The 25373-nt window shown below is 45.1% G+C and carries 18 protein-coding genes; 12 read left to right on the forward strand and 6 right to left on the reverse strand.

Going from position 1 to position 25373, the window contains the following annotated elements:
• Positions 1-136: 136 nt before the first annotated feature.
• Entirely contained in the window at positions 137-1426 is a 1290-nt protein-coding gene (locus tag KXJ80_RS07915; RefSeq protein ID WP_144376115.1) for an NAD(P)/FAD-dependent oxidoreductase, read from the forward strand.
• Positions 1427-1591: 165 nt separating this feature from the next.
• On the opposite strand, the gene KXJ80_RS07920 is transcribed toward KXJ80_RS07915, so the two are convergent.
• On the reverse strand, positions 1592-2608 hold the full coding sequence (locus KXJ80_RS07920; protein ID WP_037421020.1) for a LacI family DNA-binding transcriptional regulator: 1017 nt from the start codon (positions 2606-2608) through the stop codon (positions 1592-1594).
• Between the two features lie 426 nt (positions 2609-3034).
• Between KXJ80_RS07920 and KXJ80_RS07925 the strand changes: the two genes are divergently transcribed.
• The 3 genes from KXJ80_RS07925 to KXJ80_RS07935 all read left to right on the forward strand — a co-directional run bounded on the left by KXJ80_RS07925 (position 3035) and on the right by KXJ80_RS07935 (position 8004).
• Positions 3035-5659 carry a TonB-dependent receptor gene (locus KXJ80_RS07925; protein ID WP_037421023.1) on the forward strand — a complete coding sequence of 875 codons (2625 nt, stop codon included), beginning with the start codon at positions 3035-3037 and terminating at the stop codon, positions 5657-5659.
• 96 nt (positions 5660-5755) lie between these two features.
• Positions 5756-7279: a tryptophan halogenase family protein gene (locus KXJ80_RS07930; RefSeq protein WP_218738109.1), complete on the forward strand. Its 1524-nt coding sequence runs from the start codon at positions 5756-5758 to the stop codon at positions 7277-7279.
• Between the two features lie 35 nt (positions 7280-7314).
• Positions 7315-8004: a SapC family protein gene (locus KXJ80_RS07935; RefSeq protein ID WP_218738110.1), complete on the forward strand. Its 690-nt coding sequence runs from the start codon at positions 7315-7317 to the stop codon at positions 8002-8004.
• Positions 8005-8063: 59 nt separating this feature from the next.
• Here KXJ80_RS07935 and KXJ80_RS07940 read toward each other — a convergent pair whose 3' ends face one another.
• Positions 8064-8972 (reverse strand): sulfite exporter TauE/SafE family protein, encoded by a 909-nt coding sequence (locus tag KXJ80_RS07940; protein WP_218738111.1) that lies wholly within the window; start codon positions 8970-8972, stop codon positions 8064-8066.
• Between the two features lie 490 nt (positions 8973-9462).
• Between KXJ80_RS07940 and KXJ80_RS07945 the strand changes: the two genes are divergently transcribed.
• From KXJ80_RS07945 to nagP, 8 genes are all read left to right on the forward strand, one after another.
• Entirely contained in the window at positions 9463-10452 is a 990-nt protein-coding gene (locus KXJ80_RS07945; RefSeq protein ID WP_218738112.1) for a substrate-binding periplasmic protein, read from the forward strand.
• Positions 10452-11939 (forward strand): methyl-accepting chemotaxis protein, encoded by a 1488-nt coding sequence (locus tag KXJ80_RS07950; protein WP_099457648.1) that lies wholly within the window; start codon positions 10452-10454, stop codon positions 11937-11939. Before KXJ80_RS07945 ends, KXJ80_RS07950 begins: the two co-directional genes overlap by 1 nt.
• Positions 11940-11967: 28 nt before the next feature.
• Positions 11968-14658 carry a beta-N-acetylhexosaminidase gene (locus KXJ80_RS07955; RefSeq protein WP_218738113.1) on the forward strand — a complete coding sequence of 897 codons (2691 nt, stop codon included), beginning with the start codon at positions 11968-11970 and terminating at the stop codon, positions 14656-14658.
• A 222-nt stretch (positions 14659-14880) separates the two neighbouring features.
• Positions 14881-15789 carry an N-acetylglucosamine kinase gene (nagK, locus tag KXJ80_RS07960; protein WP_208659795.1) on the forward strand — a complete coding sequence of 303 codons (909 nt, stop codon included), beginning with the start codon at positions 14881-14883 and terminating at the stop codon, positions 15787-15789.
• Positions 15790-15847: 58 nt separating this feature from the next.
• Entirely contained in the window at positions 15848-16846 is a 999-nt protein-coding gene (gene nagB-II, locus KXJ80_RS07965; RefSeq protein ID WP_218738114.1) for a glucosamine-6-phosphate deaminase NagB-II, read from the forward strand.
• 42 nt (positions 16847-16888) lie between these two features.
• Entirely contained in the window at positions 16889-18025 is a 1137-nt protein-coding gene (gene nagA, locus KXJ80_RS07970; RefSeq protein ID WP_218738115.1) for an N-acetylglucosamine-6-phosphate deacetylase, read from the forward strand.
• A gap of 136 nt (positions 18026-18161) precedes the next feature.
• Complete coding sequence (gene nagX / locus KXJ80_RS07975) at positions 18162-19349, forward strand: transmembrane glucosamine N-acetyltransferase NagX (RefSeq protein ID WP_218738116.1); 1188 nt, start codon at positions 18162-18164, stop codon at positions 19347-19349.
• Between the two features lie 339 nt (positions 19350-19688).
• The gene (gene nagP, locus KXJ80_RS07980; RefSeq protein WP_099458503.1) at positions 19689-20996 is read left to right on the forward strand and encodes an N-acetylglucosamine MFS transporter NagP; all 1308 of its coding nucleotides are present in this window, start codon (positions 19689-19691) and stop codon (positions 20994-20996) included.
• Positions 20997-21088: 92 nt separating this feature from the next.
• On the opposite strand, the gene KXJ80_RS07985 is transcribed toward nagP, so the two are convergent.
• The 4 genes from KXJ80_RS07985 to aptA form a co-directional block, all read right to left on the reverse strand.
• Positions 21089-21811, reverse strand: coding sequence for a TorF family putative porin (locus tag KXJ80_RS07985; RefSeq protein ID WP_055648319.1), 723 nt, complete (start codon positions 21809-21811; stop codon positions 21089-21091).
• Positions 21812-21990: 179 nt separating this feature from the next.
• The gene (locus KXJ80_RS07990) at positions 21991-22362 is read right to left on the reverse strand and encodes a cupin domain-containing protein (protein ID WP_055648318.1); all 372 of its coding nucleotides are present in this window, start codon (positions 22360-22362) and stop codon (positions 21991-21993) included.
• A gap of 13 nt (positions 22363-22375) precedes the next feature.
• On the reverse strand, positions 22376-23866 hold the full coding sequence (locus tag KXJ80_RS07995; RefSeq protein ID WP_099457654.1) for a CoA-acylating methylmalonate-semialdehyde dehydrogenase: 1491 nt from the start codon (positions 23864-23866) through the stop codon (positions 22376-22378).
• Between the two features lie 51 nt (positions 23867-23917).
• A complete protein-coding gene (gene aptA / locus KXJ80_RS08000; RefSeq protein WP_218738117.1) occupies positions 23918-25258 on the reverse strand; it encodes an omega-aminotransferase AptA in 1341 nt (446 codons plus the stop codon).
• Positions 25259-25373: the final 115 nt, after the last annotated feature.

Consider the following 25373-nt stretch of genomic DNA (forward strand, 5'->3'; position numbering starts at 1 on the left):
ACGTAGCACATTAAGTCGTTCGATTTCTGAAATATCTTTAATGTAAAATGGTCTGCTTAGTTAGACTAAAGTAGTTATCTCTTATCTGTTCCATGGTATAACTTAGCCACTTAAATGAGCTTGTGAGGTTGTTATTTTGGCTACGAAACGAATCGTGATTGTGGGCGGTGGAGCTGCAGGTTTAGCGCTGGCCTCAAAATTAGGCCGTAAGTTGGGCGGTGGTGATGTCGTCGATGTCTGCTTAATTGATAAAAGCCCTATTCATATCTGGAAGCCAAAATTACACGAAGTTGCTGTGGGGGTTATCGATCAGTCGATTGAGGGATTACTTTACAGAGATCATGGCCTTAAAAATGGATATCGTTATATTCGTGGTGAAATTGAGCAGTGTGAACCAGATGCAAAGACTATTCAGCTTGCTGCTGTATATAGTGATTCAGGAGAATTATTGCTTGAACCTCGTCAGATTGAATATGATTATTTAGTTCTGGCCTTAGGTGGAGTATCCAATAGCTTTAATACCCTAGGAGCGGAGCAACATTGTATTTTTCTCGATAGTTTAGATAACGCTAACTTATTTCATCAAAAGCTCTTGGATGCCTTGTTACAACTCAATGAAACACAAGAGAAAGTCAGTATAGGCATTGTTGGCGCAGGCGCAACAGGCGTTGAGTTAGCCGCTGAACTTCATCATGTGATTGAATCAGTTAAAGAATATGGTTACCTTAATATCTCAAAACATCATCTTGATGTGCATCTTATTGAAGCCTCTCCCAAAATTCTTCCCCAACTACCAGAGCGTGTAAGTGCTAGAGCCCAAGCCGTACTTGATAAAATCGGTATTCGTTTACACATCGGGGTGCAGGTAAAGGAAGTGACGCGTGATGGCTTCATCACTCAAGATGGTGATGTGATTGAGGCGGGCCTAAAGGTTTGGGCGGCTGGCGTTAAAGGTCCAAAAGCCTTCCGAAATTTTTCTAAACTGCCTATTACGCCGCGAAACCAAGTCGAAGTTGATGCCTGTATGCGGGTGAAAGGCCATCAAGATATTTATGCCATTGGGGATTGCGCCCTATTAATTCTCGAGTCTGGTCAACCTGTTCCGCCACGCGCTCAAGCCGCTGCTCAGATGGCAGATACGCTATATGAGAATATTGTGAACCGGCTACAAAATAAGGCTGAAAATGCTTTTGTCTATAAAGATTATGGTTCCTTAGTTTCATTAAGCCGCTTTTCGGCCGTGGGTAATTTAATGGGGAATCTACGCTCTGGCACTTTCTTCGTTGAAGGCCATATCGCAAGGCTGATGTACATCTCTTTATATCAAAGGCATTTAGCGAGCCTATATGGTTGGTTCTCTGCGATTATTTATCGCATCGCACAAAAGCTACTCAAGTGGCAAAGACCAAAGCTGAAATTACACTAATGGTATAAACACGAGTGAGCTATGCTCTCTCGTGTTTTTAGTATGGCATTTTTCGATATTGGATTTGATATTACTGCTACTAGAAAATCCGTTTACATACTACAACGACAATGCGCCACTTTTGCATCACACACTGCGAATATAAGTCTAAAACGTCAATATATCCTAGTGTTTAGGTGAGGCAGAAGAATCGCGGATAACCGGCTCTGGGGTAAATGTTTTTGCAAATTTAGCATCTAGCTCACGACGTTTATCGATTAACAGTTCTGTCGCAACTTGGGCAATTTCAGAATTGGGTTGATGAACTGTGGTAAGCTTCGGCCAAGTTTGGCGTGAAAATGGGCTATCTTCGAATCCTACAATCGACAAGTCACCAGGAATATCAAGCCCTGCTAAACGAGCGGCAAAAAGTGCTCCAGCTGCAATTTCGTCGTTACAAGCAACAATCGCAGTAGGACGGTTTTTAAGTTTAATCAGGATATTTGCGCCTTCGACCCCCGATTCAAATGAGTATTTCCCTTCAATTATGTAATCCTCATTCAGAATTAGATGGTTTTTTGTTAATGCTTGTTTATAGCCAAGTAATCGTTCTTTCGTGGATTCGTGGTGCAAATCACCACTTATAAAAGCGATATTTTTATGGCCCAAATCAATCAAATGCTGGGTTATTTCAACCGCCCCCGACTTGTCATTCACTAAAATGGTGAGCCCATCTGGCTCTTTAACTCCTTCCCCTGCAATAATGCGGACATAATTTGCATCGATCTCGTTGAGAGATTTCAGTACTTTTGGATCTTCTGAAAGTGGCGGTGTTAGCACTAAACCTGCAAGTCTCGAATGTTTAACGAGCTGAGTCAGCTCATCACAAATTGTGTCAGATTTAGCATTACAAGGGTGGATGACAAGCTCGTAGCCTTTATCTTTACATGCCGATAAAATCCCATTTTGCATATCAATAATGTAATACGCATTAGGATTATCATAAATAAAACCAATAGCATAGGATTTTGTCCCTGCCAGATTTCTTGCGGCAAGATTGGGCTGATAATTTAATGCTTTAATGGCCTCGTTCACTTTATCAATCGTGGCTTGTTTCACCGATGGCTCATTATTGGTTACGCGGGAAACTGTCTTGATTGACACTCCAGCATATTTAGCGACGTCGTTGATAGTGACTTTCATTGATCTAAAAACTCTTTATTCGAATTTACGAAGGGCTAGCAGATTGATGAACCTCAATCCTTTAAGCGTAATTTACAAGCCGACAGCGTTGTCAGTTAACTTTTTATTATGTTGCTTATAGTGCGAGCATTTATGCCGTATAGCAATGCTCATTTGTTACAAACTGCGGCATTTTTCAACTGTTAACACTCCGTTATAAGTTGTAATTTTACATCAAATTATTTAAGTGATTATTTTTGCTTAAATATATTCAGATTCTATCCTGCCAAAGTCAGTGTTATGACATTTTTTTTCGTCCAGAGTTATTTTGTTGTGGCAAGGCTGTTAATTATTGTGTAATGTTTGCTCTAGACATGACAGCGTTGTCATTCCATCGGAATGGTTATGAATACTAAAACGATAATAAAGTTATGGAAGGGAAACGAGATGCGACCATCATCCTTTAAGAAAAGTGTACTAGCTACAAACATTGCTATCCTCCTCGGCAGCGCGGTTTCAATCAGTGCTGTCGCTGCAGAAGCGGCTGCAACTGCTGCCGCTCCTGAAAATATTGAAAAAATTGAAGTGCGTGGTATGAGAGCTTCAATGAAAGCTTCTGTTAACGACAAACGTTTTTCTGACGCTGTTGTTGATGCTGTGACCGCTGAAGATATTGGTAAATTTCCTGACGGTGACGTGGGGGAGTCTTTAGGCCGTATTCCTGGTGTTGCGGTAAACCGTCAGTTTGGCCAAGGTCAACAAGTTTCTATTCGAGGTGCTTCTAGCCAACTTACTAGCACATTATTAAATGGGCATTCTGTCGCCTCAACAGGATGGTTTGATCAACAAGCCATTGATCGCAGTTTTAATTACAGCTTACTTCCTCCCGAATTAGTTGGTGGTATAGAGGTCAAGAAATCTTCTCAGGCTGATGTTGCAGAGGGCGGTATTGGCGGCACAGTGTTAGTTAAGACTCGTAAGCCGCTTGATTTAGAAGCTAATTCTGTATTTTTAAGTGCGAAAGGTGATTACGGTACTGTTTCTGAAGCGACAGATCCGCAGACCTCAGGTTTATATAGCTGGAAAACTGAAGACGAAAAATTTGGCTTTTTAGTTGCTGGTTCATTAGATAAAACTGAATACCAACGTAATGGTATTGAGTCGTTACTTGGTTGGGGGGAAATTGTTCCAACAACTTTCCAACAAGACCGTGAACGCACAGCTGTTAATGCTGCTTTCCAATACAGACCAACTGATAGCCTTGAGTTCGGTCTAAATGTTATGAGTTTGCAGCTTGATGCAAACAATGCCAATACGTCAATTTTCTTATTCCCGACCCAACAGGGTGAAAACAAGTGTCTTAAGAAAAATGCCGCAGGTGTTTGTACTTTAGTTGAGCATACCGATAAAGGTGGTTTTGCATGGGCACAAACTTGGGCTCGTAAGGCAAGCATGTCCTCTGATACAGTGGACCTCGATTTTGCATATCAAGCTGATGCCTATAAGTTAGAAGGCCGTATCGGTAAGACTAAAGCTGAGGGTGGTACCGATTTGACATCCAACTATGGTCAGTCAATTGGTAAAGCGGCAGATTTTGCGGGTATTTACGATGCAACTGGTGATGTTATCAAAATTGACATCGCTAATAATGCTTTCGATGCCAGTGATTTTAATGGCAAGTTGGAAACTGCTGGTTGGGCGTTGAAAAAACAACCTAATACTGATGAAGAGTCATTTGCGACCTTTGATATAACAGTTCCAGTTGAGTTTGGTGTTATTACCTCAATTAAATCAGGTATTAGCTATGCGGATCATGACGTAACTCAAACGACTGAAGCTGCGCAATCATCAAATATTACTGCAAAAGACGCCTCTGAATATTACTCAGGAACTATATCATCAGGTGCAGGTTTTACCTTACCTAAGCCTATCTTTGACAATATGATCAGAGATGCTTATGCCGCCATTGATGGCTTTACTTTAGACAAATCTGGTTACGGTACGCTTCAAGAGAAAAACTTAGCTCTATACACTATGGCCACATTTGCTGGTGAAGGTGTACGGGGTAATTTCGGTTTAAGATATATCTCTACCGATGTTGAATCGGATTATTACGCATTCAGTACAAAAGGTACTTATGCAGATGATTTAAGTACAGATAAGGCAAGCTATAATGATGTTTTACCAAGCGTTAACATTGCATTTGATTTAGCAAGTGATTTAATTTTAAGAGCATCAGCAGCACAAGTTATGTCTCGCCCTAACTACGCAGATCTTTTTGCGACTTCTAAATTACCTGGTTTTAACGACGGTACTCCAGGTAACGAAAAGAAAGTAACTGGGAGTGTGAATCTGTTGCCATTTAAAGCCTCTCAAGCAGATTTAAGCTTAGAGTGGTATTTCAGCGGTGAAGGTTTATTTGCAGCAACTTACTTTATCAAAGATGTTAGTTCATTTATTTCAACCCGTGAAAAATTAAATCAACAAATTGGTATTGAAGATCCAAACTTAGTGAGTCAAGGTGGTAGCTCCTGTGGTGCAGGTATATATGACTGTTGGACAGTGAGTGAAAACTATAATGCTACAGGTGGTTCAATAGATGGTATTGAACTGCAATTACTAGATTCATTCGATAACGGTTTTGGTTACTCCGCTAACTACACCTTTGCCGATGCAACCTCACCTGCCGAAAATTATGCTGATCGTGTTGGAGTGTTTTCTGACTCATCTAAGCACACTGTAAACTTAGTCGGTTACTACGAGATGGATGATTTCTCTGCTCGTATAGCATATAACTGGCGTTCAGAGTATATGATGCGTGAATTACCAGGTTTCTACGGTAACCGCGAGCATCAAGCTTATGGCACAGTAGATTTAAGTGCTAACTATAATGTGACAGATTATCTATCTGTAACATTTGAAGTAGTTAACTTACTTGAAGAAGACAGTATTCAGAAAGGTGTTTCACCTGTTGATGCAGAAGGTGTTATTAGTGAATTTAAAGATAACTACCCAGTATGGAGCTTCGATGGTGAAGCTCGCTACAAGCTTGGTGTAGCGTTACGCTTCTAATTCAATTTAATCACGAAAAAGCCTAGCATTCGCTAGGCTTTTTATTATCAATAAATTTAATAATAAACTTAGGTTTCTCCAATTTAGAGGCTCGTGATGACAATCAGAAAAATAGCTATTATAGGTGGCGGTACTTCAGGTTGGTTAGCGGCGAACCACTTAGGCCGAGCGTTGAAGGGGCGTTCTGGGTTATCTATTTCAGTGATTGAGTCTCCTGATATTCCTATTATTGGTGTCGGGGAAGGTACAGTGCCTTCGATTAGAAAATCATTACAGAGTTTTGGTATTAGTGAGTCAGAATTTATTCGAACATGCGATGTCACGTTTAAACAGTCTATTAAATTTGTGAACTGGTTAGATAAATCGCGTCACGGTAAGCATAATTTTTATCATCATCTATTCGATATCATTAATTTACACCAAGGTGACGCTGTATCGACTTGGTTGGCCGAAAAAAGCGGACATTTTGCCGATTTTGTTTCCCCACAGCATTTAGCTTGCGAAGCGGCTAAAGCACCAAAGTTCATTACTACGCCAGAATATGCTGGTGTTTTAGGCTATGCCTATCACCTTAATGCAGCAAAGTTTGCCAAATTACTCGCTAAAAATGCCATTGAGAAATTTAATGTAGAGCATATTTTAACGACAGTACACGACGTGTGCTTAGGTGTAGATGGCGCTATCGAGTCATTGCAGGCTGAGCAGGGGAATCTATCTTTTGATTTCTATATTGATTGCAGTGGCTTTGAATCTATTTTGTTAGCTAAGGCATTAAAAGTGCCATTTATCAGTAAAGCGCAGCAACTTTTTATTGATACGGCATTAGTTGCGCAAATTCCGACCCAGCCAGCTGATGTTATTCCTCCTTATACTAAAGCAACTGCCCATCAAGCGGGATGGATTTGGGATATTGCACTTACCCAGCGCCGCGGTACAGGATTTGTGTATTCATCTGCGCATATGAATCAAACTGAAGCTGAACAAAAGTTTGACCGTTATCTTGGTGGTAAACTCGCCGATATTCCCCATCGCAAAATCCCAATGAAGGTCGGCTATCGTCAACAATTTTGGGTCAAAAACTGCGTTGCATTAGGGCTGGCACAGGGCTTTTTAGAACCCATAGAAGCGACTTCAATTTTATTAACGGACTTTTCTGCTCGATTTCTTGCTGAACGTTTCCCTGCTAATAAAGATGAGGTGGATTACTTATCAATGCGTTTTAATCGCACTGTTAACCACGCATGGGAAAGGGTCGTCGAATTTGCCAAATTGCATTATTGTTTGTCAGATAGAACTGACTCGGCATTTTGGCTTGATAATCAGCGTGAAGAGACAATTCCTGAGCCGTTAAAAGAGCGGCTTAACATGTGGAAGTCATTTAGCCCTATTGCAGAGGATTTCCCCTCAAAATTTGAGGTGTTTAACTTAGATAATTACTTATATGTTCTTTATGGGATGAAATATCCGACTCAACCGCATGATAGAGGTTTAGTCGCAAAAGCTAATTTGAATGCTTATATGAGTAACATGTCAAATGTGAAGCGCCAAATGTTTGAGGGGTTACCAGAACATAGAGAATTGATTGATAAGATTTGTACTTATGGCTTGCAAGCTATCTAAGCACTTTATTTTAATGTGTAAAAAGGAAAAATAAAATGAAAACACAATTTGTACCTTTAAATGACGCAAGTCATAAAAATTTAGCGATTGGGGATAAGGTTGATTACAGCCTTTTTGAAACTATGCATATGCTCCCTCTTCAGGTTCAAGAGTTTATGTCTGCTGCGACCAGTTTCCCTATCGTGTTTACAAAAAACGCTCAAACTGGTGAGTTCCTCTCCATTGCGATTACTGCACTTAAGCCTAATTCTAATAAGTTGCTCAAAAACGGTCAGTGGCAATGTCGCTATTTACCTATTCAAGTTCAATTGTATCCTTTTGGAATGAGTTATATAGATAACGACAAAGTTATCTTAGGTGTTGATGTCAATAATTCATCAGTGGCAGAACATGAAGCGCATCGTTTATTTGATGATTCAGGCAATCAAACGGTTTATTTATCAAAAAAACTTGAATTGGCGAGTTTACAGGCTAGTTATCATGAGATGACAAAGTACTTTATCAAAGTGTTACTCAATCATGGACTGTTGCAACCACGTACATTAACAGTGACTACACTTGATGGCACTAAAACTAATATTGATGGAATATATACCGTTGATGAAGGAAAACTGCAGCAGCTAGACGATACGACATTGCTTGATTTTGCTAAACGAGGTTTCTATTCGGCTATTTATGCGCATCTTTGCTCATTAAATTTAATTGATTTAGTGATGGAAAAATAAACTCAATTTTATATAGTTCGTTTTAATAATATTAAAACGAACTATTATAACTGGGCTATTTAGTTTGCTAGCATCGCACTCCCAGTCAAAATAATCCAGCTTGCAAAAAACAGTTTTAAGGTTTTGACTGGGAGAAATAACGCCAGCTTGCGGGCTAACAATCCTCCGATAATTGCACCGGGTCCTGCAAATAGCACTAAGTCATATAAAGCGTGACTGTGGTCGGAGAACACGTGTATTGGGCTTGCCGACCAAACGGTTATGGCCGATACCACAACGCCAACCGCGACGGCCATCTTGGCGCAGATACCCCGTAACATCAGATAGATTACAATCAGTTCACCTACACCAACAGACAACCAAGCGGTGATGATCCCGCCAAAGTAACCAATAACCGCTAAACAAAAATAGTCTATGGATTTAAGACTTTTACTTTGCAAATAGCGGTGTTGACTGCTGAAAATGATTGCTATCCCAAGCGCGATAGAGAAAAGACTAAAACTGGTGTGGAGCGAAGAGGGCGAAGTCAGTTGCCATAACTCGCTGCTCCAAAGGCCGAGTACTGAAAAGCATGCACAAAGCAAGATACATGGAATAAAACCACACCAAGTTTTATCCATATGGTGATGCCGTTGATAGTATCTTGACCATGAAATTGCGCCAGCAGTCATGCCAAAACACTGGATCATAAAAGACGTTGAAACGCTTTGAGTTTCGGTAAAATCTAAACTAGAGAAAACAGGGATGAAAATAACGCCTCCGCCTGCTCCAGTTGAATTAGCAAAGATAGCTCCTGTTATTCCTAAAAATATAAACTTGCCATATTCTTTAATTAACTCAAATGGTTGTGCGAATTGGACAAACCAAACTATCCATGTGCTTAACAGAGTGAGCAGTACCGTTAACGACCGATAATATTGGCCGCTGAAGGTGTTTTTACGCTTAAAGGTAGGGATATATGTGAGCATCTTTTTCAGATAACTGAGTGTGTCGTTTGAGTTGTTGCACCTATGTTATCAGTCAAAGACAGCGTTGTCACATAGGTTGATAAATATAGATTTAAATTTAACCAATTGAAATTTAAAGAATAAATTTATCTTTCTTAAAAATATAAAGCTAATTGTCAAAAAAATGTAGAAATCCTGTTCTTTCTTGTGTAATTTAATGAATGACAACGCTGTCATCTGCTTGTGTGATGCGTTGTTTAGTAAGGTCTGCATGAAGAGGATGAGGTCTCCTTATTCATGTGTTTGGCAGAAGTATTGCTGGTCGGGCGGCGGTACGTTTGTCTTTAATATTTGATAGTCTCTCCCCAGAAACTAGCGTTGGCTGGGTACTGTAAGCAGTGCCCAGCCATTTTTTTAGGTAGAGCGACCTTGCTTAGTATAAGCAAACAAGTTAGCGGCATTAATAAATAAAACTCGCTGGATTTTCCAGTTATAAAAGAGGCTGCGATTCATGGTTATTCATATTGCTACATTGCTTTGCAGCGTAGTGACAACTCTGGCTAAGCGTTTGTTGATGTCCATCTTGAGACTCTGGCCGAGCGTTATGCTGTGTGCGTTGAGTTTCACCGCGATAGCCGCTGTGGAGCAAATGTCGTTCACGCTTACTAATGCTGCTTTTGCGGCTGGCACTTCTTCGGCAAGCAATCCCACTCCTATCAAGATAGTGACTACCATCCAACAGCAATGGCAGTTTAATCTGCTTAAAGAGGCGCTGCGCCGCTCCGGCAAGCCGTATCAAGTAGAACAAATGTCGACGCAGATGAACCAAAAACGCAATGCAGAAGAAGCACTTGCCGGCACTGTTGACGTATTTTGGAGCATGACTTCCAAAGAGCTTGAGGAAACCATGCTACCAGTGCGGATCCCACTGTTTAAGGGATTGCTTGGTAACAGATTATTAATTATCCGTAAGAGTGATGAGGCTAAGTTTGCCAACGTAAAAACACTGGCGGATTTTAAACAATTAACCGCTGGGCAAAACCGTTATTGGCCTGATGCGAGCATTCTCGAAGCCAATGGTGTGCCGTTGGTAGCGAGCTATCAGTACACCAATCTATACCCGATGTTAGAAGGTGGCCGGTTCGACTACCTTGCGCTTGGCGCACAGGAAATCGGCGATGAACTTGCGAGCCACCCCGATCCCGCACTTAAGATTGATAGCCATATCCTGCTGCAATATCGCTCTCCGGCCTATTTTTTTGTCTCACCAAAACGCCCCGAGTTAGCTGAGGCAATCTTAGCGGGGCTTGAACACATGATTAGCGACGGTAGCTTCGATGAAATGTTTAATCGTGAACTTAAGATTGAGCAGCTCTACCGTGATGCGCAGTTTGAGCGGCGCGTGATTATCCGCTTAGATACGCCAGATTTACATCCCTTAACGCCGATTGAACGCCAGGAGCTGTGGTTAGATCTATTTAGTATGCAAGGTGCAACATAATGAAAAATTTAGCCTTAAAAGTACAAATTGGGCTAGCTGCGGCGATATTTATGATAGTGAGCGCCTTGTTTGGGGCGTCCTATTGGTTGGCGAGCAATAAGTTAATGAGCAGCGAAATGGCCTTTGAAGACAATACGGTCGCTAATCTGCAAGTCACAATGGCACAGCCGATTTTTACCTACGATTACGAACAGATCCGGGCTGTATTATCCGTCATGTTAAAGTCTGAACAAATTTATCAAATTACCGTTATGGATCATCGCGGTAAACTGCTTGCTGAGGATAAACAAGTCGAGGCAGTTGCCATCAACTATCTACAAACAAGAGAGTTACAGTTCAGCGACCAAGGTAATCCTACCGGACGCTTAACCATTACTTTTTCCATTTTGCCCGTAAAAGCGCAGTTATCCGAGTTGTTGCTGAGCTACTTTATACAGGCTTTGTTGATTTTAGCGGGCAGCCTCTTCGTGATTTTCATTATTTTAAAGCGTTTAGTGATCACCCCATTAGATAAGGTTGTCACCGCGTTAGAAGAGATTGCTAATGGTGATGGCGATTTAAGTCATCGATTACCCGTTGAAACTGAAGATGAAATTGGCAAACTCGCCAATGCTTTCAACGGTTTTGTCGAACACATTCACGGCACGATTTCAAGGGTGCATGAAACCTCTGGTCTGCTATTGGGCGATGCTAAAGCGCTGGGCACGTTGTCGCAAAGCAACAATCAAAGGGTGCAAGCTCAGCTTAAAGAAACCGAAGCCGCAGTCACGGCCGTGACTCAATTGAGTGCCAGTGCCAACGAAGTGGCCATCAATGCTAAACGTACCGCCGATGCGGCAACCCAAGCCGATAGGGCGGTTGACGATGGCCAGCGTCAGTTTGACTCGGGCTTAGCCATTACTCGCCAACTTGCGGCTGAGTTAACACGTTCGGCTCAGTCGGTGTCGCAGTTACAACAGGAAACGCAGCGTATTGATGAAGTTGTGGTGGTGATCAGCAGCATTGCTGAGCAGACTAATCTGCTGGCGTTAAATGCCGCGATTGAAGCTGCCAGAGCGGGTGAGCAGGGGCGTGGTTTTGCCGTCGTTGCCGATGAAGTGCGCTCTTTAGCGAGTCGCACCCAACAGGCGACGGGAGAAATCCAAAAAATGATCCAACAGGTGCAAAGCCGAGTGGCCGAAACCGTGAATGTGATGCAATCGAGCCAGACTCTCTCCAATCAAGGGGTCAACCGTTCGGAAGAAATTAAGCTCGTTCTATCTAAAGTGACTGATTTAGTTTCCAATATCAGTAATATGAATATCGAAGTTTCCCATGCGGCGCAGGAGCAAACCTGTGTCACCGAAGCGATTTCTCGTACATTAAATGATCTTGCCAATGTCTCAGGTTCAGCCTCTCTCGATAGTGAGCATCTAGCACAATCGAGTGAGCGACTGTTTCACCAAGGGGAAAGACTGCGGACGTTAGTAACTTCCTTCAGATTGTAGCCAATTCTGAAGCTAGAAAAGGAATATCATGAATAAAACGATTGCCGCCACCGCCATTTTATTTGCATTAGGTTTAAGTGCCTGTAGCCAAGCGCCTAAAACAGTGAATGTGCCAGTGCCAAGCTCAGCCGAGCTCGCCACGCCTGCGTCATTAACCCAAGCGCAATTGCAGCAGTTTGGGGATACCTTGGGCGTGAGTTATCGCGTGCTCACCAACCGACCCGATAATAACTGTGATAAAGCCGCCGCTGAAGGTCGTTGTTTTGTGGCTGAAATTGATTTTGTCCCTGGCGTTGATCTCCAAGGTCACGACTGGGCGATTTATTTTAGCCAGATGCGTCCGGTGCAAACGGTTGAAGGCAAAGAGTTCTCCATCACTCATATCAAGGGCGATCTTTATCGCATTGCGCCTACTGAGACATTTAGCGGTTTTAACAAAGGAGTTAAAAAGACCTTAAGGTTCCGTGGTGAGCTTTGGCAACTGTCCGAAACCGATGCCATGCCAAACTATTACATCGTTGCTGGGGATTTATCGCCAGTGGTGATTGCCAGCACGCAAGTGCAGCAAGATCCTGATACTCGAATGGAAGTGCGTCCCTATGTTGAGCCGTTCACCGATATGGTGAAACAGTATCGCCGCACTGATGCGGATAAATTAGTGCCTGCGACGCCAGCGCAGTTATTTAGCAACAACAAAAATGTCAGTGAAGATGCCAGCTTAGCGGTGAATACCATTATTCCTACGCCGCAAAAAGTGACGATCCATTCTCACGATAAAGCGGTATCACTCACCTCTGGCATTACATTGGATGTCGCGTCAGTATTGAGTCCATCCGCTGAAAATCAGTCTTTTAAAACCGAGCAAGTGGCTGCGGCGCTTGAACGCTTAGCACGTTTGGGCGTTAAAGAGTCAGACCAAGGCTTAGTGGTGAAACTGAGCTGGCGCCAAGGCGTAGAGAGCAGTTATCTGCTGGATATCAAACCCGATGGTATCAAAATTGCCGCAGGTGATGCGGCAGGATTTTCCTATGCGTTATCATCGCTTGCCAGTTTAATCGATGTGCAGGATTTGCGCGTAAATGCGATGACAATTGAAGATAGCCCAAGATATCCATTCCGCGGTATGCATATCGATGTGGCCCGTAATTTCCACAGTAAGGCGATGATTTTTGCGTTGATTGATCAAATGGCGGCTTACAAACTCAACAAATTACATCTGCATATGGCCGATGATGAAGGTTGGCGCTTAGAGATTGATGGCCTGCCTGAACTGACCGATATTGGTAGTAAGCGTTGCCACGATCTTGAGGAAAATACCTGTTTGTTACCGCAGCTTGGCAGTGGGCCTGTTGCGGAGTCGAGCGTTAATGGTTTCTATAGCAAACAAGACTATATCGATATAGTCAAATATGCCGATGCCCGCCAAATTCAAGTGATCCCTTCGATGGACATGCCTGGCCATAGTCGCGCAGCGATAAAATCCATGGAGGCGCGTTACCGTAAATTACTCGCCCAAGGTAAGCCTACTGAGGCGAAAACCTATTTGTTGTCGGATGCGGCTGATACAACTGTGTATTCTTCGGTGCAGTATTACAACGACAACACTTTGAACGTCTGTATGGAATCGACCTATCAGTTTGTCGATAAAGTGATTGATGAAATTGCCAAATTACACCAAGCCGCGGGTCAACCATTAACTCGATACCATATCGGCGCCGACGAAACCGCTGGGGCGTGGAAGCAATCTCCTGAGTGTTTATCCTTTGTAGCCAATAACGATAAAGGCGTTAAATCTATCGAGGATTTAGGCGCTTACTTTATTGAGCGGATATCGAATCAACTGGCGGAAAAAGGCATTGAAGCCGCAGGTTGGAGTGATGGCATGAGCCATGTTCGCCCAAGCTATATGCCTGCTAAAGTCCAATCCAATATTTGGGATGTGATCGCCTATAAAGGATATGAGCATGCCAATCAGCAAGTGAACAACGGCTGGGATGTGGTGCTCTCGAATCCTGAAGTGCTTTATTTTGATTTTCCCTACGAAGCCGATCCTAAAGAGCATGGCTATTATTGGGCAAGCCGCGCCACCAACGCGCACAAAGTGTTTAGCTTTATGCCGGATAACTTAGTGGCGAATGCGGAGCAGTGGACCGACTTGCAAAATCTGCCTTTCGAAGCCGACGATAGGGCAAGAATCGATGAGAAAGGCAAAAAATCTGGACCACGGGAGCAAGGTAAAAACTTTGCTGGTTTACAGGGGCAGTTGTGGAGTGAAACCATTCGCAGCAACGATACCGTTGAGTACATGATTTTCCCTCGTTTATTGATGCTGGCTGAGCGTGCTTGGCATCAAGCAGAGTGGGAAGTGCCTTACCAATATCAAGGTGCATTGTATAACCAAAGCACTGGGCACTTTACTGCGGCAATGCGTGACGCGCAGGCACAATCTTGGCAGCAAATGGCTAACACCTTAGGACATAAGGAGTTTATCAAACTCGATAAAGCGGGTATCGATTACCGAGTGCCGACTGTCGGTGCCGAGATCCGTGACGGTAAACTGTTTGCCAACGTGGCTTATCCAGGACTTAAGATTGAGTGGCGGCAAACGAGTGGGCAATGGCAATCCTATCAAGCAGGGCAGGCGGTAACTGCGCCCGTTCAGATCCGTGCTATTGCTGCTGATGGTATCCGCAAAGGCAGAAGCTTAATCGTTAATTAATCTGTTATGTATCTGGCTGTATTTTAAAAGAAAAATACAGCCTTTTTCTTTTTCACTTTCAGTCAATTCTTTCGCCTGACATTTGATTAGAAATTGCTTCAAAAAGTAAATGACAACGCTGTCATTTTTGCTGTAACATTGAGTTAACTAAAGTTGAGTGTCGTATTAACGGCATAAGTATAAGCAACGGTAGCGCTGCATTAAGAGATGAAGAGGGATGTCATGGGGTTAGTCCAGACAAAAGATCAACAACTGTTTATCGGTGTTGATGGCGGTGGCAGTAAGTGCCGAGCCACTATCTATACTGCGGACGGTACCGTTTTAGGGACAGGTGTTGCTGGGCGCGCTAATCCGCTGCATGGTCTTGCACAAGCATTTGCATCGATTGAAGCATCGACTCGCCAAGCTCTGTTGGATGCGGGCATGAAGGAAACCGATAGCCATTTACTCGTCGCGGGCTTAGGGCTGGCGGGAGTCAATGTGCCGCGCCTGTATCAGGATGTGATCAGCTGGCAGCATCCGTTTGCCGCCATGTATGTCACTACGGATCTTCACACCGCTTGTATCGGTGCACACCGCGGCGCGGATGGTGCGGTGATCATTACGGGTACGGGTTCTTGCGGTTATGCCCATGTAGGTGATGACAGCTTAAGTATTGGTGGCCACGGTTTTGCGCTGGGTGATAAGGGCAGCGGTGCTTGGCTTGGCTTAAAAGCCGCCGAGCATGTGTTACTCGCCCTCGATGGCTTTGCCGCGCCGACTGCTTTAACCAAGATGCTGTTAAACCATTTTGGGGTAAGTGATGCCTTGGGCATCGTCGAGCATCTCGCCGGTAAGTCTTCGAGTTGCTATGCCGAATTAGCCAGAAGCGTACTCGATTGTGCAAACGCGGGTGATGAAGTCGCTCGCGGGATTGTGCAGGAAGGTGCCGATTACATCAGTGAAATGGCACGCAAGCTGTTTAGCCTCAATCCGGTGCGTTTCTCGATGATCGGCGGCCTTGCCGAACCTTTACAGGCATGGCTTGGCAGCGATGTGGTGGTCAAGATTTCTGAAACCTTAGCGCCGCCAGAATTGGGTGCCATGTACTTCGCTCAGCAGCAATTTAACTCAATCAACATTAATGAATAAGCCGTTTTAGCGCATCAGTGCTAAAGCAATACCCGTATTGATTTGTAAGGTAAATAACATGACAAACACTATTATGGAGCAAGAAGCTCGCACCGCGCCGCAGAAGATTGCGGGTCAGTTAGCCGCTAACGCCGATTTAATGCAGCAGTTAGGTGAAAAACTGCGTGCTTTCGATCCCCGTTTTGTGATGATTGTGGGCCGTGGTTCATCGGACCATGCGGGTGTATTTGCTAAATATCTTTTTGAAATTGAAGTCGGCGTGCCAACGTTTGCCGCCGCGCCATCTGTGGCCAGCGTTTACGGTAAAACCTTGAAGTTAGAAGGCGGATTAGTGATTGTGATTTCACAATCTGGCCGTAGCCCTGATATTTTAGCCCAAGCGCGTATGGCGAAAAACGCAGGCGCGTTTTGTGTGGCGTTAGTGAACGATGAAACCGCACCAATTAAGGACATCGTCGATGTGGTGGTACCATTACGTGCAGGCGAAGAAAAAGCCGTAGCTGCAACAAAGAGCTACCTTGCGACTCTGTCGGCGATTCTACAATTAGCCTCGGCGTGGACGCAGAGCGAATCCCTTGCCGCAGCGGTAAGCTCTTTACCACAAGCGCTGCAAACGGCGGTTGATGCTGAGCCACAACTGACGCCTGAATCAGTTGAAAACGTTAAAAACTTAGTTGTGTTAGGCCGTGGTTTAGGTTATGCCGTGTCTAAGGAAATCGCACTTAAGTTAAAAGAAGTGTGTTCTATCCATGCCGAAGCCTTTAGTAGCGCTGAGTTCCTCCATGGTCCTGTGACCTTAGTGGAGAAAAAACTCACGATTGTGGATGTCTGCATTGGTGATGAGTCGTACGCTAGCCATATCGAACAGATTGAAAATGTGAGTCAACGTGGCGCAGATTTAGTGCATTTAAACCAAACATCGACGGATATTCACCCACGTGTTGCGCCGTTAGCCTTGCTACAACGTTTTTATATTGACGTGGCAGCAGTCGCGATTGCCTGTGGTATTGACCCTGACCAACCCGCTGGGCTGAAAAAAGTCACTCAAACGCTGTAATGGATGGCCGTTGTGCCGCAGTAATTTGAAAAGAGGTTTGGGATGAAATTCACCTTAATTGCCAAGCAACTGTTTGATGGTGAAGCCTTCCATCGGGATGTGCCTGTCACCATTGAAGATGGTCTGATAGCCAGCTTAGACACCGCATCGGGTGCTAAGGAAATTCGCTATCCAGGCACCCTAGTGCCAGGTTTTATCGATGTGCAAGTTAACGGCGGCGGCGGCGCGTTATTCAATACTAGTCCGACGGTCGCTTGCATCGAGACCATAGGCAAGGCGCATGCTCGCTTTGGTACCACAGGTTTTTTACCTACGCTGATTACCGATAATGTGCAGGTGATGGCTAAGGCGGCCGATGCCGTTGCTCTTGCGGTTGCGCAAAAAAGTGCTGGTGTATTAGGGGTGCATTTCGAAGGTCCGCATTTATCTGTGCCTAAAAAAGGCGTTCATCCACAAGGCTTTATTCGTGAGATCTCGGAAGCGGAACTGGCGATATTTTGCCGTCAGGATTTAGGTATCTGCGTTGTCACCTTAGCACCTGAAAATGTCTCGCCCGAGGTGATCCGCCTGTTGGTGGAGTCGGGCGTTAAAGTGTGTTTGGGCCACTCCAATGCGGACTACGATACCGTTGTTGCAGCATTAGCGGCGGGGGCGACAGGCTTTACTCACCTCTACAATGCGATGTCACCCTTAGGTTCCCGTGAGCCAGGCGTGGTAGGCGCAGCGATTGAGAGCGAAACCGCTTGGTGTGGTTTGATTGTCGATGGCCACCATGTGCATCCTGCTGCCGCTCGAATTGCCCTACGTGCCAAACCCCGTGGCAAAGTGATGTTAGTGACTGATGCTATGCCGCCAGTGGGCATGGATGATGAAACCAGTTTTGAGCTGTTTGGTACTCAGGTGCTGCGTGTCGGCGATAGATTAAATGCAGTGACGGGTGAACTGGCAGGCTGTGTGTTAGACATGGCGACAGCGGTTGAGAACAGTGTGAAGATGCTCGGTTTACCGCTCGGTGAAGCCTTGCGGATGGCGTCTTTGTATCCTGCCGAGTTCCTTGGCATTGCCAAGAACGTAGGTCGGTTAGCGGTTGGGCAGCGTGCCGATTTAGTGCTGCTGGATAATCAACACAAAGTGCTGGCCAACTATATTGCTGGAAATGCGGTTTATGTTCGCCCGTAGTGTGTTGAGTTCGTAAACCGTTCACCTTGGCCCTTGTCGTATTTTGATGACAGGGGCTAAGTTTTTTTATTGTACAGTCTGCATTTTGCTCAAAAGTTATAAAATAAGTGAAATAACAATAATAAAGGATAATGGTATGAGTACGACTGCGCCGGGATCTGTCGCCAATACGGGCGTGAATGCTCAGGATGCTGCCGCGAAAAAGCGTCAGTCAAAACCGCGGTTGATGTCCCTCGATGCCTTGCGCGGCTTCGATATGTTTTGGATTTTAGGTGGCGAAGCCCTATTTGGCGCCTTGCTTATCTTGACGGGCTGGGCTGGCTGGCAATGGGGTGATACCCAAATGCACCATAGCGAGTGGAATGGGTTTCGCTTCTATGATTTGATTTTTCCGCTGTTTATTTTCCTCTCAGGTGTTGCCCTTGGATTATCGCCAAAACGCTTAGATAAACTGCCAATGCATGAGCGTATGCCTGTGTATCGCCACGGGATTAAACGGCTATTTCTTTTGTTGTTGCTTGGCATTCTTTATAACCATGGTTGGGGGACGGGGGCGCCTGTCGATCCTGAAAAAGTCCGTTATGCCAGCGTCTTAGGTCGAATTGCCTTTGCGTGGTTTTTTGCCGCCTTGCTGGTCTGGCATACCAGTTTACGAACCCAAGTGCTGGTGGCCTTGGGCATATTAGTGGCCTATGGTGCGATGCAACTCTGGTTGCCGTTTCCTAGTGGACAGGCTGGAGTGTTATCACCCACAGAGTCAATCAATGCTTATGTGGATAGCCTTTTACTGCCTGGTGTGAGCTATCAAGGACGAACGCCCGATCCTGAAGGCGTGTTATCGACACTGCCCGCCGTAGTCAACGCCTTAGCGGGTGTGTTTGTCGGTCACTTTATTGTGAAATCCCATCCAAAAGGGGAGTGGGCTAAGGTTGGTCTATTGAGCGTTGCCGGTGGTGTTTGTTTGGCCCTAGGATGGTTGCTGGATGGGGTTATTCCCGTCAATAAAGAGCTGTGGACAAGCTCATTTGTATTGGTCACTAGCGGTTGGAGCATGCTGCTGTTAGCGCTGTTTTATGCCATAGTGGATGTGCTCAAATGGCAAAAGCTCGCCTTTATCTTTGTGGTGATAGGCACTAACGCCATCATTATTTATCTGGCCTCTAGTCTGGTGGATTGGAAATATATCGCCCAGAGTGTGTTCGGTGGCGTCATCGCGGCATTGCCAGAAAATGCTCAGCCCTTAGCGGCCGTGATTGGTTTGCTCACCGTTCAATGGTTAGTGCTGTATTGGATGTATCGTCGCAATATTTTTGTGCGGATCTAACGTCGATAGCAGATTTTTCTCAAAGCCACAGACTCGACTCTGTGGCTTTTTTATTTCTAGCAAACAAACAGCGCTGCGCATCTTTGGTTGTAAATCAGCGGTTAACTGAGAGTTTAGGGTTCATTCTAGGCAAACAAAGCCATTTTGCTGGCTAAATCGCAAATGACAGCGTTGTCTTTTTGTGTTGTTTGTTTTAACATCACTGAAACAATGGTGCGTTCGGATGATAACATTAGCCATTGCAGATGAGTTGCGATACGGATGTGCGGAATACTCAGCGGTTTTTAGTCCCGCCATCACCTTAAAAAATTAATTACTATAAGAAGCAGGTTTATGGAAATGACACTCGATAAAAGCCAGCAGAAAAGCAGTTTTCTCCCTATGGCGATAGTGGCAGCACTCTTTTTCATCCTCGGGTTTGCAACCTGGTTGAATGGTTCTTTAATGCCCTATTTAAAACAAATTTTGCAACTCAATCCCTTCCAAGCTTCATTAATCCTGTTTTCTTTCTATATCGCGGTGACCTTTACTGCACTGCCCTCGGCGTGGCTTATCCGTAAAGTGGGCTACAAAAATGGGATGGCCTTGGGCATGGGCGTGATGATGCTCGCGGGTTTACTGTTTATTCCAGCGGCGAAGACCCAAGTCTTCGCCCTATTTTTATTTGCCCAATTAGTTATGGGGGCGGGGCAGACGTTACTGCAAACCGCAGTAAATCCTTATGTTGTTCGTCTTGGGCCTGAAGAGTCAGCGGCGGCGCGTGTTAGCGTGATGGGTATTTTGAACAAAGGTGCGGGGGTGATTGCACCGTTAGTGTTCTCAGCGTTGATTTTAGATAGTTTTAAAGACCGTATCGGCACAACATTAACGCAAGTACAAATTGATGAAATGGCCAATAGTTTGGTTTTTCCTTACTTAGGCATGGCGGTGTTTATCGGTGTTTTAGCCTTGGCGGTGAAAAAATCCCCATTACCAGAATTATCTAATGAAGATGAAGTCGCTGAGCATACAGATAAAAGCCAGATTAAAGCGGCGTTATCTCACCCTAACTTAGCATTTGGTGTGTTGGCATTGTTTGTGTACGTAGCGGTAGAGGTGATCGCTGGCGATACTATAGGTACCTTTGCGTTATCTTTAGGCGTTGAGCATTACGGGGTCATGACCTCATACACTATGGTTTGCATGGTGCTGGGTTATACGCTGGGGATTATCCTTATCCCTCGCATTATTTCTCAACCGACAGCGCTGATGATTTCCGCAATTTTAGGCATATTACTCACCTTAGGCATTCTGTTTGGGGATAACAATTCCTACGCTATTGCTAACACTTTGTTGGTGCCTTTTGGGGGCGTAGCTTTACCTGATACCTTGCTATTGATTGCTTTCTTAGGATTAGCCAATGCGATTGTGTGGCCTGCCGTATGGCCTCTTGCTTTGTCGGGCATGGGCAAATTGACGAGTACGGGTTCTGCGCTCCTTATCATGGGGATTGCCGGCGGTGCCTTTGGTCCAGTGTCTTGGGGGTTAATGAGTTCGGCAACGGATATGGGGCAGCAGGGCGGGTATATGGTGATGTTACCTTGTTATCTGTTTATTCTCTTCTATGCAGTCAAAGGCCATAAGATGCGCAGTTGGTCTTCAAATTAATAATACATTCATGACAAAAATAACTAAGCCCTCGAAAGAGGGCTTTTTAATGACTTTTGTACTAGGGTGTTTTGTCTAATGAGATAACCCTATTAGAAAGCGTAACTAACGCTCGCGAGGACGGTATCGTCGTTTTGGTATACACCGTCGGAGACTTTTTGATCGCCACTTAAATCTGTGCCAAGCCAAGCAAGTGAAAGGCCAAATCCCATTAATTCCGTGGAGACACCAACAGAATAGTCGGAGTAACTATCGAAGCCTTCACCATCATCTAATGCATCGCCAACGTTGTAGCCGTAATGCAGATCGAGATTCCAGTTTTCGACAAACTCATAGGAATAATTGACTTCACCGTAGTGGTAATCTAAATCAGTGCCACCGTAGTCATTGGTATACCAATAGGCTACGCGAAATCCGCTAAACTCGACGCCAGCCGTTACTTCAAAATAGCCAAGATCACTCTCGCCCGAATAGTTATAGCGGTTCAGTGTCACGTCGTAGCTGACGTTATCATTGATATCACCGCCGTAGGCAACATAGAAGTCATACTCAACATCTGGGCCATTATAACCAGGTTCATCAAAGTCGACGTTACTGGCCCAGGCGCCGACGGAAAATCCTGATTCAAAACTCCAGTCTATTCCACCTTGCACAGCGGGATCTCCAGCGGTTTGCGAGACACCGCGGAAGCGATAATCGTTAGTTAAGCTAATCTCACCAGACACTTCTGCACTGGCTATGCTGGAAAATAAGCTGGTAGTAAGCGCGAGTCCAGCAAGTTGTGCTAGCCGTTTTTTCTGTAGGTTGTTATTCACGGTATTTCTCCCATTTTCTTGATTGACACGGATGCACAAGCTTCTTTTATGTTTTAAAACAGGTTTGTACATCCGATAATTTGCCAAACAACAGCCAAGGAAACTCCGTTGCTGTGACCTCATGGCGGTAAAGCTAACTCACTTTAACTTTGTTCATTGAGGCAAAACGCACCTCTGTATTACTGTGAGTTTTGTTCGAAGATGACATACACCTTGCGACAGGGGGTGACGACTTGCCACACACCTTGAAATCCCGCTGGAATAATAAAGCGATCACCTACGCTAAAGGTTTGAGATTGTCCCTCAAGATCGGTGATCACACTGGTTCCTTCGAGAATTTCACAATACTCATATTCAGTGTAGTTGATTTTCCAAGCGCCTGATTCACTTTGCCAAATTCCACTATGGAATTGATTACAAGGGCTGGAGTAGTGGTTTTGCAATTGCTGAGTTGGATTGCCTGCAATACGCTTTTCAGGGGCGACTTGATAGCTCTCCACTGGCGATTGTGCGCTGGCAAAGCGAATGATTGATGTGACGCTCACTGTCATAAATGGCTCCGGATTATTTCATGGTGGGCATAACAAACTCAGCTTGAGTCTGTTTGCCTACAGGCCAGCGAGCGGTAATGGCTTTGCGTTTGGTATAAAAACGAACACCATCAGGGCCATGCATATGCAAAGGTCCAAAGAGTGAGCGTTTCCAGCCGCCAAAGCTATGGAAAGCCATCGGTACGGGGATTGGCACGTTAACGCCGACCATACCCACCTGCACATGGTGACAAAAATGACGGGCAGCCTCACCGCTTTGGGTGAAAATGGCGGTGCCGTTGCCAAATTCATGTTGGTTGATAAGTGTAAGTGCACTGGGATAATCGTTGACTCGAACAATAGATAGCACAGGGCCAAAGATTTCTTCGCGATAGATCCGCATATCCGGCGTGACATGGTCGAATAAACACGCCCCTAAGAAGTAACCTTGTTGATGATCGGCAACGGTTAATTGTCGGCCGTCTACCAGTAAGGTTGCTCCTTCCTGAACTCCAGTTTCTACATAGTCAGTGACTTTGGCTAAGTGTTGTTTGGAAATAAGGGGGCCCATTTCTATCTCTGGCGTGAGGCCATTGCCCACTTTTAATTGTTGGATTTGTGGTAATAACTTGTCGACCAGTTTATCGCCCACATCGCCCACCGCCAACACCACCGATATCGCCATACAACGCTCGCCCGCACTGCCGTAGGCCGCGCCCATCAGTGCGCTTACCGCTTGATCTAAATCCGCGTCTGGCATCAGCAGCATATGGTTTTTGGCACCGCCTAAGGCTTGTACCCGTTTACCGTGTTTGGATGCGGTGCTGTAGATATACTCAGCGATTGGAGTGGAACCAACAAAGCTTATGGCTTGCACATCTGGATGAGTGAGCAGGGTATCTACGGCCTCTTTATCACCGTTGATCACGTTAAACACCCCATCGGGCAAGCCTGCTTGTTTGAGCAGCTCGGCAATCCTCATCACTGAACTTGGATCTTTTTCTGAGGGTTTCATAATAAAGGTGTTGCCGCAGGCAATGGCGATTGGGAACATCCACATGGGAACCATCACGGGGAAGTTAAAGGGCGCTATGCCTGCGACAACACCTAAAGCTTGATTAACGGACCAAGAATCCACACCACCACCAACTTGCTGCGTGTGCTCCCCTTTGAGTAAGTGCGGGATACCACAGGCAAATTCAACGACTTCAAGGCCGCGGATAAGCTCTCCTTTAGCATCATCGAGCACTTTGCCGTGCTCTAGGGTGATGAGCTGCGCCAGTTCATCCATATGCTGCTCGACTAACGCTTTGAATTTAAAGAGTACACGAGCGCGATTAAGGGGCGTTACCTGTGACCAAGCGTCAAAAGCCGTTTTGGCGCTGGCAATAGCGGCAGCGACTTCATCGCTGCTGGCGAGGGAGACTTGACCTCGGCATTCGCCGGTGGCTGGTTCAAAAATATCTTGGCTTCTTGTACTCGCTGGAGTGTGTTGGCCATTCACATAGTGGGTAATCTTAAGCATAGCTAACCTTTATTTTCCCTAATTTCTGGGCGTGTGATTGAAAATTGTGCATCATCCAACGGCATGAATGGCATCGCTGAGACTATTTACCATTTGGTCAATTTGATGTTTCTCAACAATGAGTGGTGGGGATATGGCTATAATATCGCCCGTTGCCCGCACGAGCGTGCCTTGATGAAAACAGCGCTCGAACACCCGATAACCGCGTTTGCCAACGCCTTCGTTATTAGGTGCAAGCTGGAAACCCGCAACTAATCCGGTGTTGCGAATATCAATCACATTGGGTAACCCTTTGAGGCTATGAACAGCCTCTTCAAAATAACGCTCAAGTTCGAAGCTGCGTTCAAACAACTGCTCATTTTCGTAGATTGAGAGCGTGGCGAGTGCTGCTGCGGCAGCCACTGGATGGCCCGAATAGGTATAACCGTGGAAAAATTCAATCAGTTCGGTTGGCCCTTGCATGCAAGTATCGTGGATATAATCCTGCACAAACACGGCGCCCATTGGGATCGCGCCATTATTAATGGCTTTAGCTGTGGTGATGATGTCGGGGATAACGCCCCAACGTTGGCTGGCGAATGCTGCACCTACACGGCCAAATGCGGTAATGACTTCATCGAAAATCAATAAGATGCCGTGTTTTTTAGTGATTTCACGTAAGCGTTTTAAGTAGCCTTGAGGTGGTAAAATTACCCCAGCAGAACCTGACATGGGTTCAACAATAACGGCAGCAATATTTTCGGCGCCATGGAGTGTGACTAATTGTTCTAATACCTCTGCTTTTTCAGCACCGAGGCTTGGTAAGCCACGACTAAAGGCGGAATGTTGAATGTCTAAGGTGTGGGGCAGGTGATCCACGCCTTGCAATAGCTGGCCGCTGAAGGCTTTACGGTTATTGCTTAAACCACCTACCGAGATCCCACCAAATCCTACGCCATGGTAACCCATTTCACGGCCAATAAAGCGGGTGCGTGACGCTTGGCCATTGGCTCTATGGTAGCAAAGTGCCATTTTAAGGGCGGTATCTACCGACTCAGAGCCTGAGTTGGTAAAGAATACTTTGTTGAGTCCTTCTGGACTCTGTTCGGTTAAACGTTCGGCCAGTTCAAAAGCGATGGGATGGCCCATTTGGAAGGAGGGAGCGTAATCCATTTCTCGAATTTGTTTGCTGACGGCCTCACTGATCTCACGTCGACCATGGCCCGCATTACAACACCATAACCCCGCGGTTGAGTCTAATACCTTGTTGCCATTGATATCCGTGTAATACATGCCTTCAGCTTTGGCGAGTAATCGAGGGCTCGCTTTAAATTGGCGATTGGCGGTAAAAGGCATCCAATAGTGTTCAAGTGAAGGATGCTCGTGGGCGAGATTGTTGGGTGAGTCGGCCATAGATGTTTACCTTGTCCTTTTCCTTGTTAAATGGGGGCAGGTCTTCGTTAAGGGTGGCTAATATTTGCTATGCTATGTTAGAAATAATGAACATGGAAGAGGTGTGTGCAGTTAT

This window comes from Shewanella xiamenensis (assembly GCF_024971755.1).
GTDB classification, from domain to species: domain Bacteria; phylum Pseudomonadota; class Gammaproteobacteria; order Enterobacterales; family Shewanellaceae; genus Shewanella; species Shewanella xiamenensis.

Bases quoted from the DNA above. Each gene is read 5' to 3' on its own strand.
- KXJ80_RS07920 (WP_037421020.1), bottom strand. From the start codon at position 2,608: ATGAAAGTCACTATCAACGACGTCGCTAAATATGCTGGAGTGTCAATC.
- KXJ80_RS07925 (WP_037421023.1), top strand. From the start codon at position 3,035: ATGCGACCATCATCCTTTAAGAAAAGTGTACTAGCTACAAACATTGCT.
- KXJ80_RS07930 (WP_218738109.1), top strand. From the start codon at position 5,756: ATGACAATCAGAAAAATAGCTATTATAGGTGGCGGTACTTCAGGTTGG.
- KXJ80_RS07935 (WP_218738110.1), top strand. From the start codon at position 7,315: ATGAAAACACAATTTGTACCTTTAAATGACGCAAGTCATAAAAATTTA.
- KXJ80_RS07940 (WP_218738111.1), bottom strand. From the start codon at position 8,972: ATGCTCACATATATCCCTACCTTTAAGCGTAAAAACACCTTCAGCGGC.
- KXJ80_RS07945 (WP_218738112.1), top strand. From the start codon at position 9,463: ATGGTTATTCATATTGCTACATTGCTTTGCAGCGTAGTGACAACTCTG.
- KXJ80_RS07950 (WP_099457648.1), top strand. From the start codon at position 10,452: ATGAAAAATTTAGCCTTAAAAGTACAAATTGGGCTAGCTGCGGCGATA.
- KXJ80_RS07955 (WP_218738113.1), top strand. From the start codon at position 11,968: ATGAATAAAACGATTGCCGCCACCGCCATTTTATTTGCATTAGGTTTA.
- nagK (WP_208659795.1), top strand. From the start codon at position 14,881: ATGGGGTTAGTCCAGACAAAAGATCAACAACTGTTTATCGGTGTTGAT.
- nagB-II (WP_218738114.1), top strand. From the start codon at position 15,848: ATGACAAACACTATTATGGAGCAAGAAGCTCGCACCGCGCCGCAGAAG.
- nagA (WP_218738115.1), top strand. From the start codon at position 16,889: ATGAAATTCACCTTAATTGCCAAGCAACTGTTTGATGGTGAAGCCTTC.
- nagX (WP_218738116.1), top strand. From the start codon at position 18,162: ATGAGTACGACTGCGCCGGGATCTGTCGCCAATACGGGCGTGAATGCT.
- nagP (WP_099458503.1), top strand. From the start codon at position 19,689: ATGACACTCGATAAAAGCCAGCAGAAAAGCAGTTTTCTCCCTATGGCG.
- KXJ80_RS07990 (WP_055648318.1), bottom strand. From the start codon at position 22,362: ATGACAGTGAGCGTCACATCAATCATTCGCTTTGCCAGCGCACAATCG.
- KXJ80_RS07995 (WP_099457654.1), bottom strand. From the start codon at position 23,866: ATGCTTAAGATTACCCACTATGTGAATGGCCAACACACTCCAGCGAGT.
- aptA (WP_218738117.1), bottom strand. From the start codon at position 25,258: ATGGCCGACTCACCCAACAATCTCGCCCACGAGCATCCTTCACTTGAA.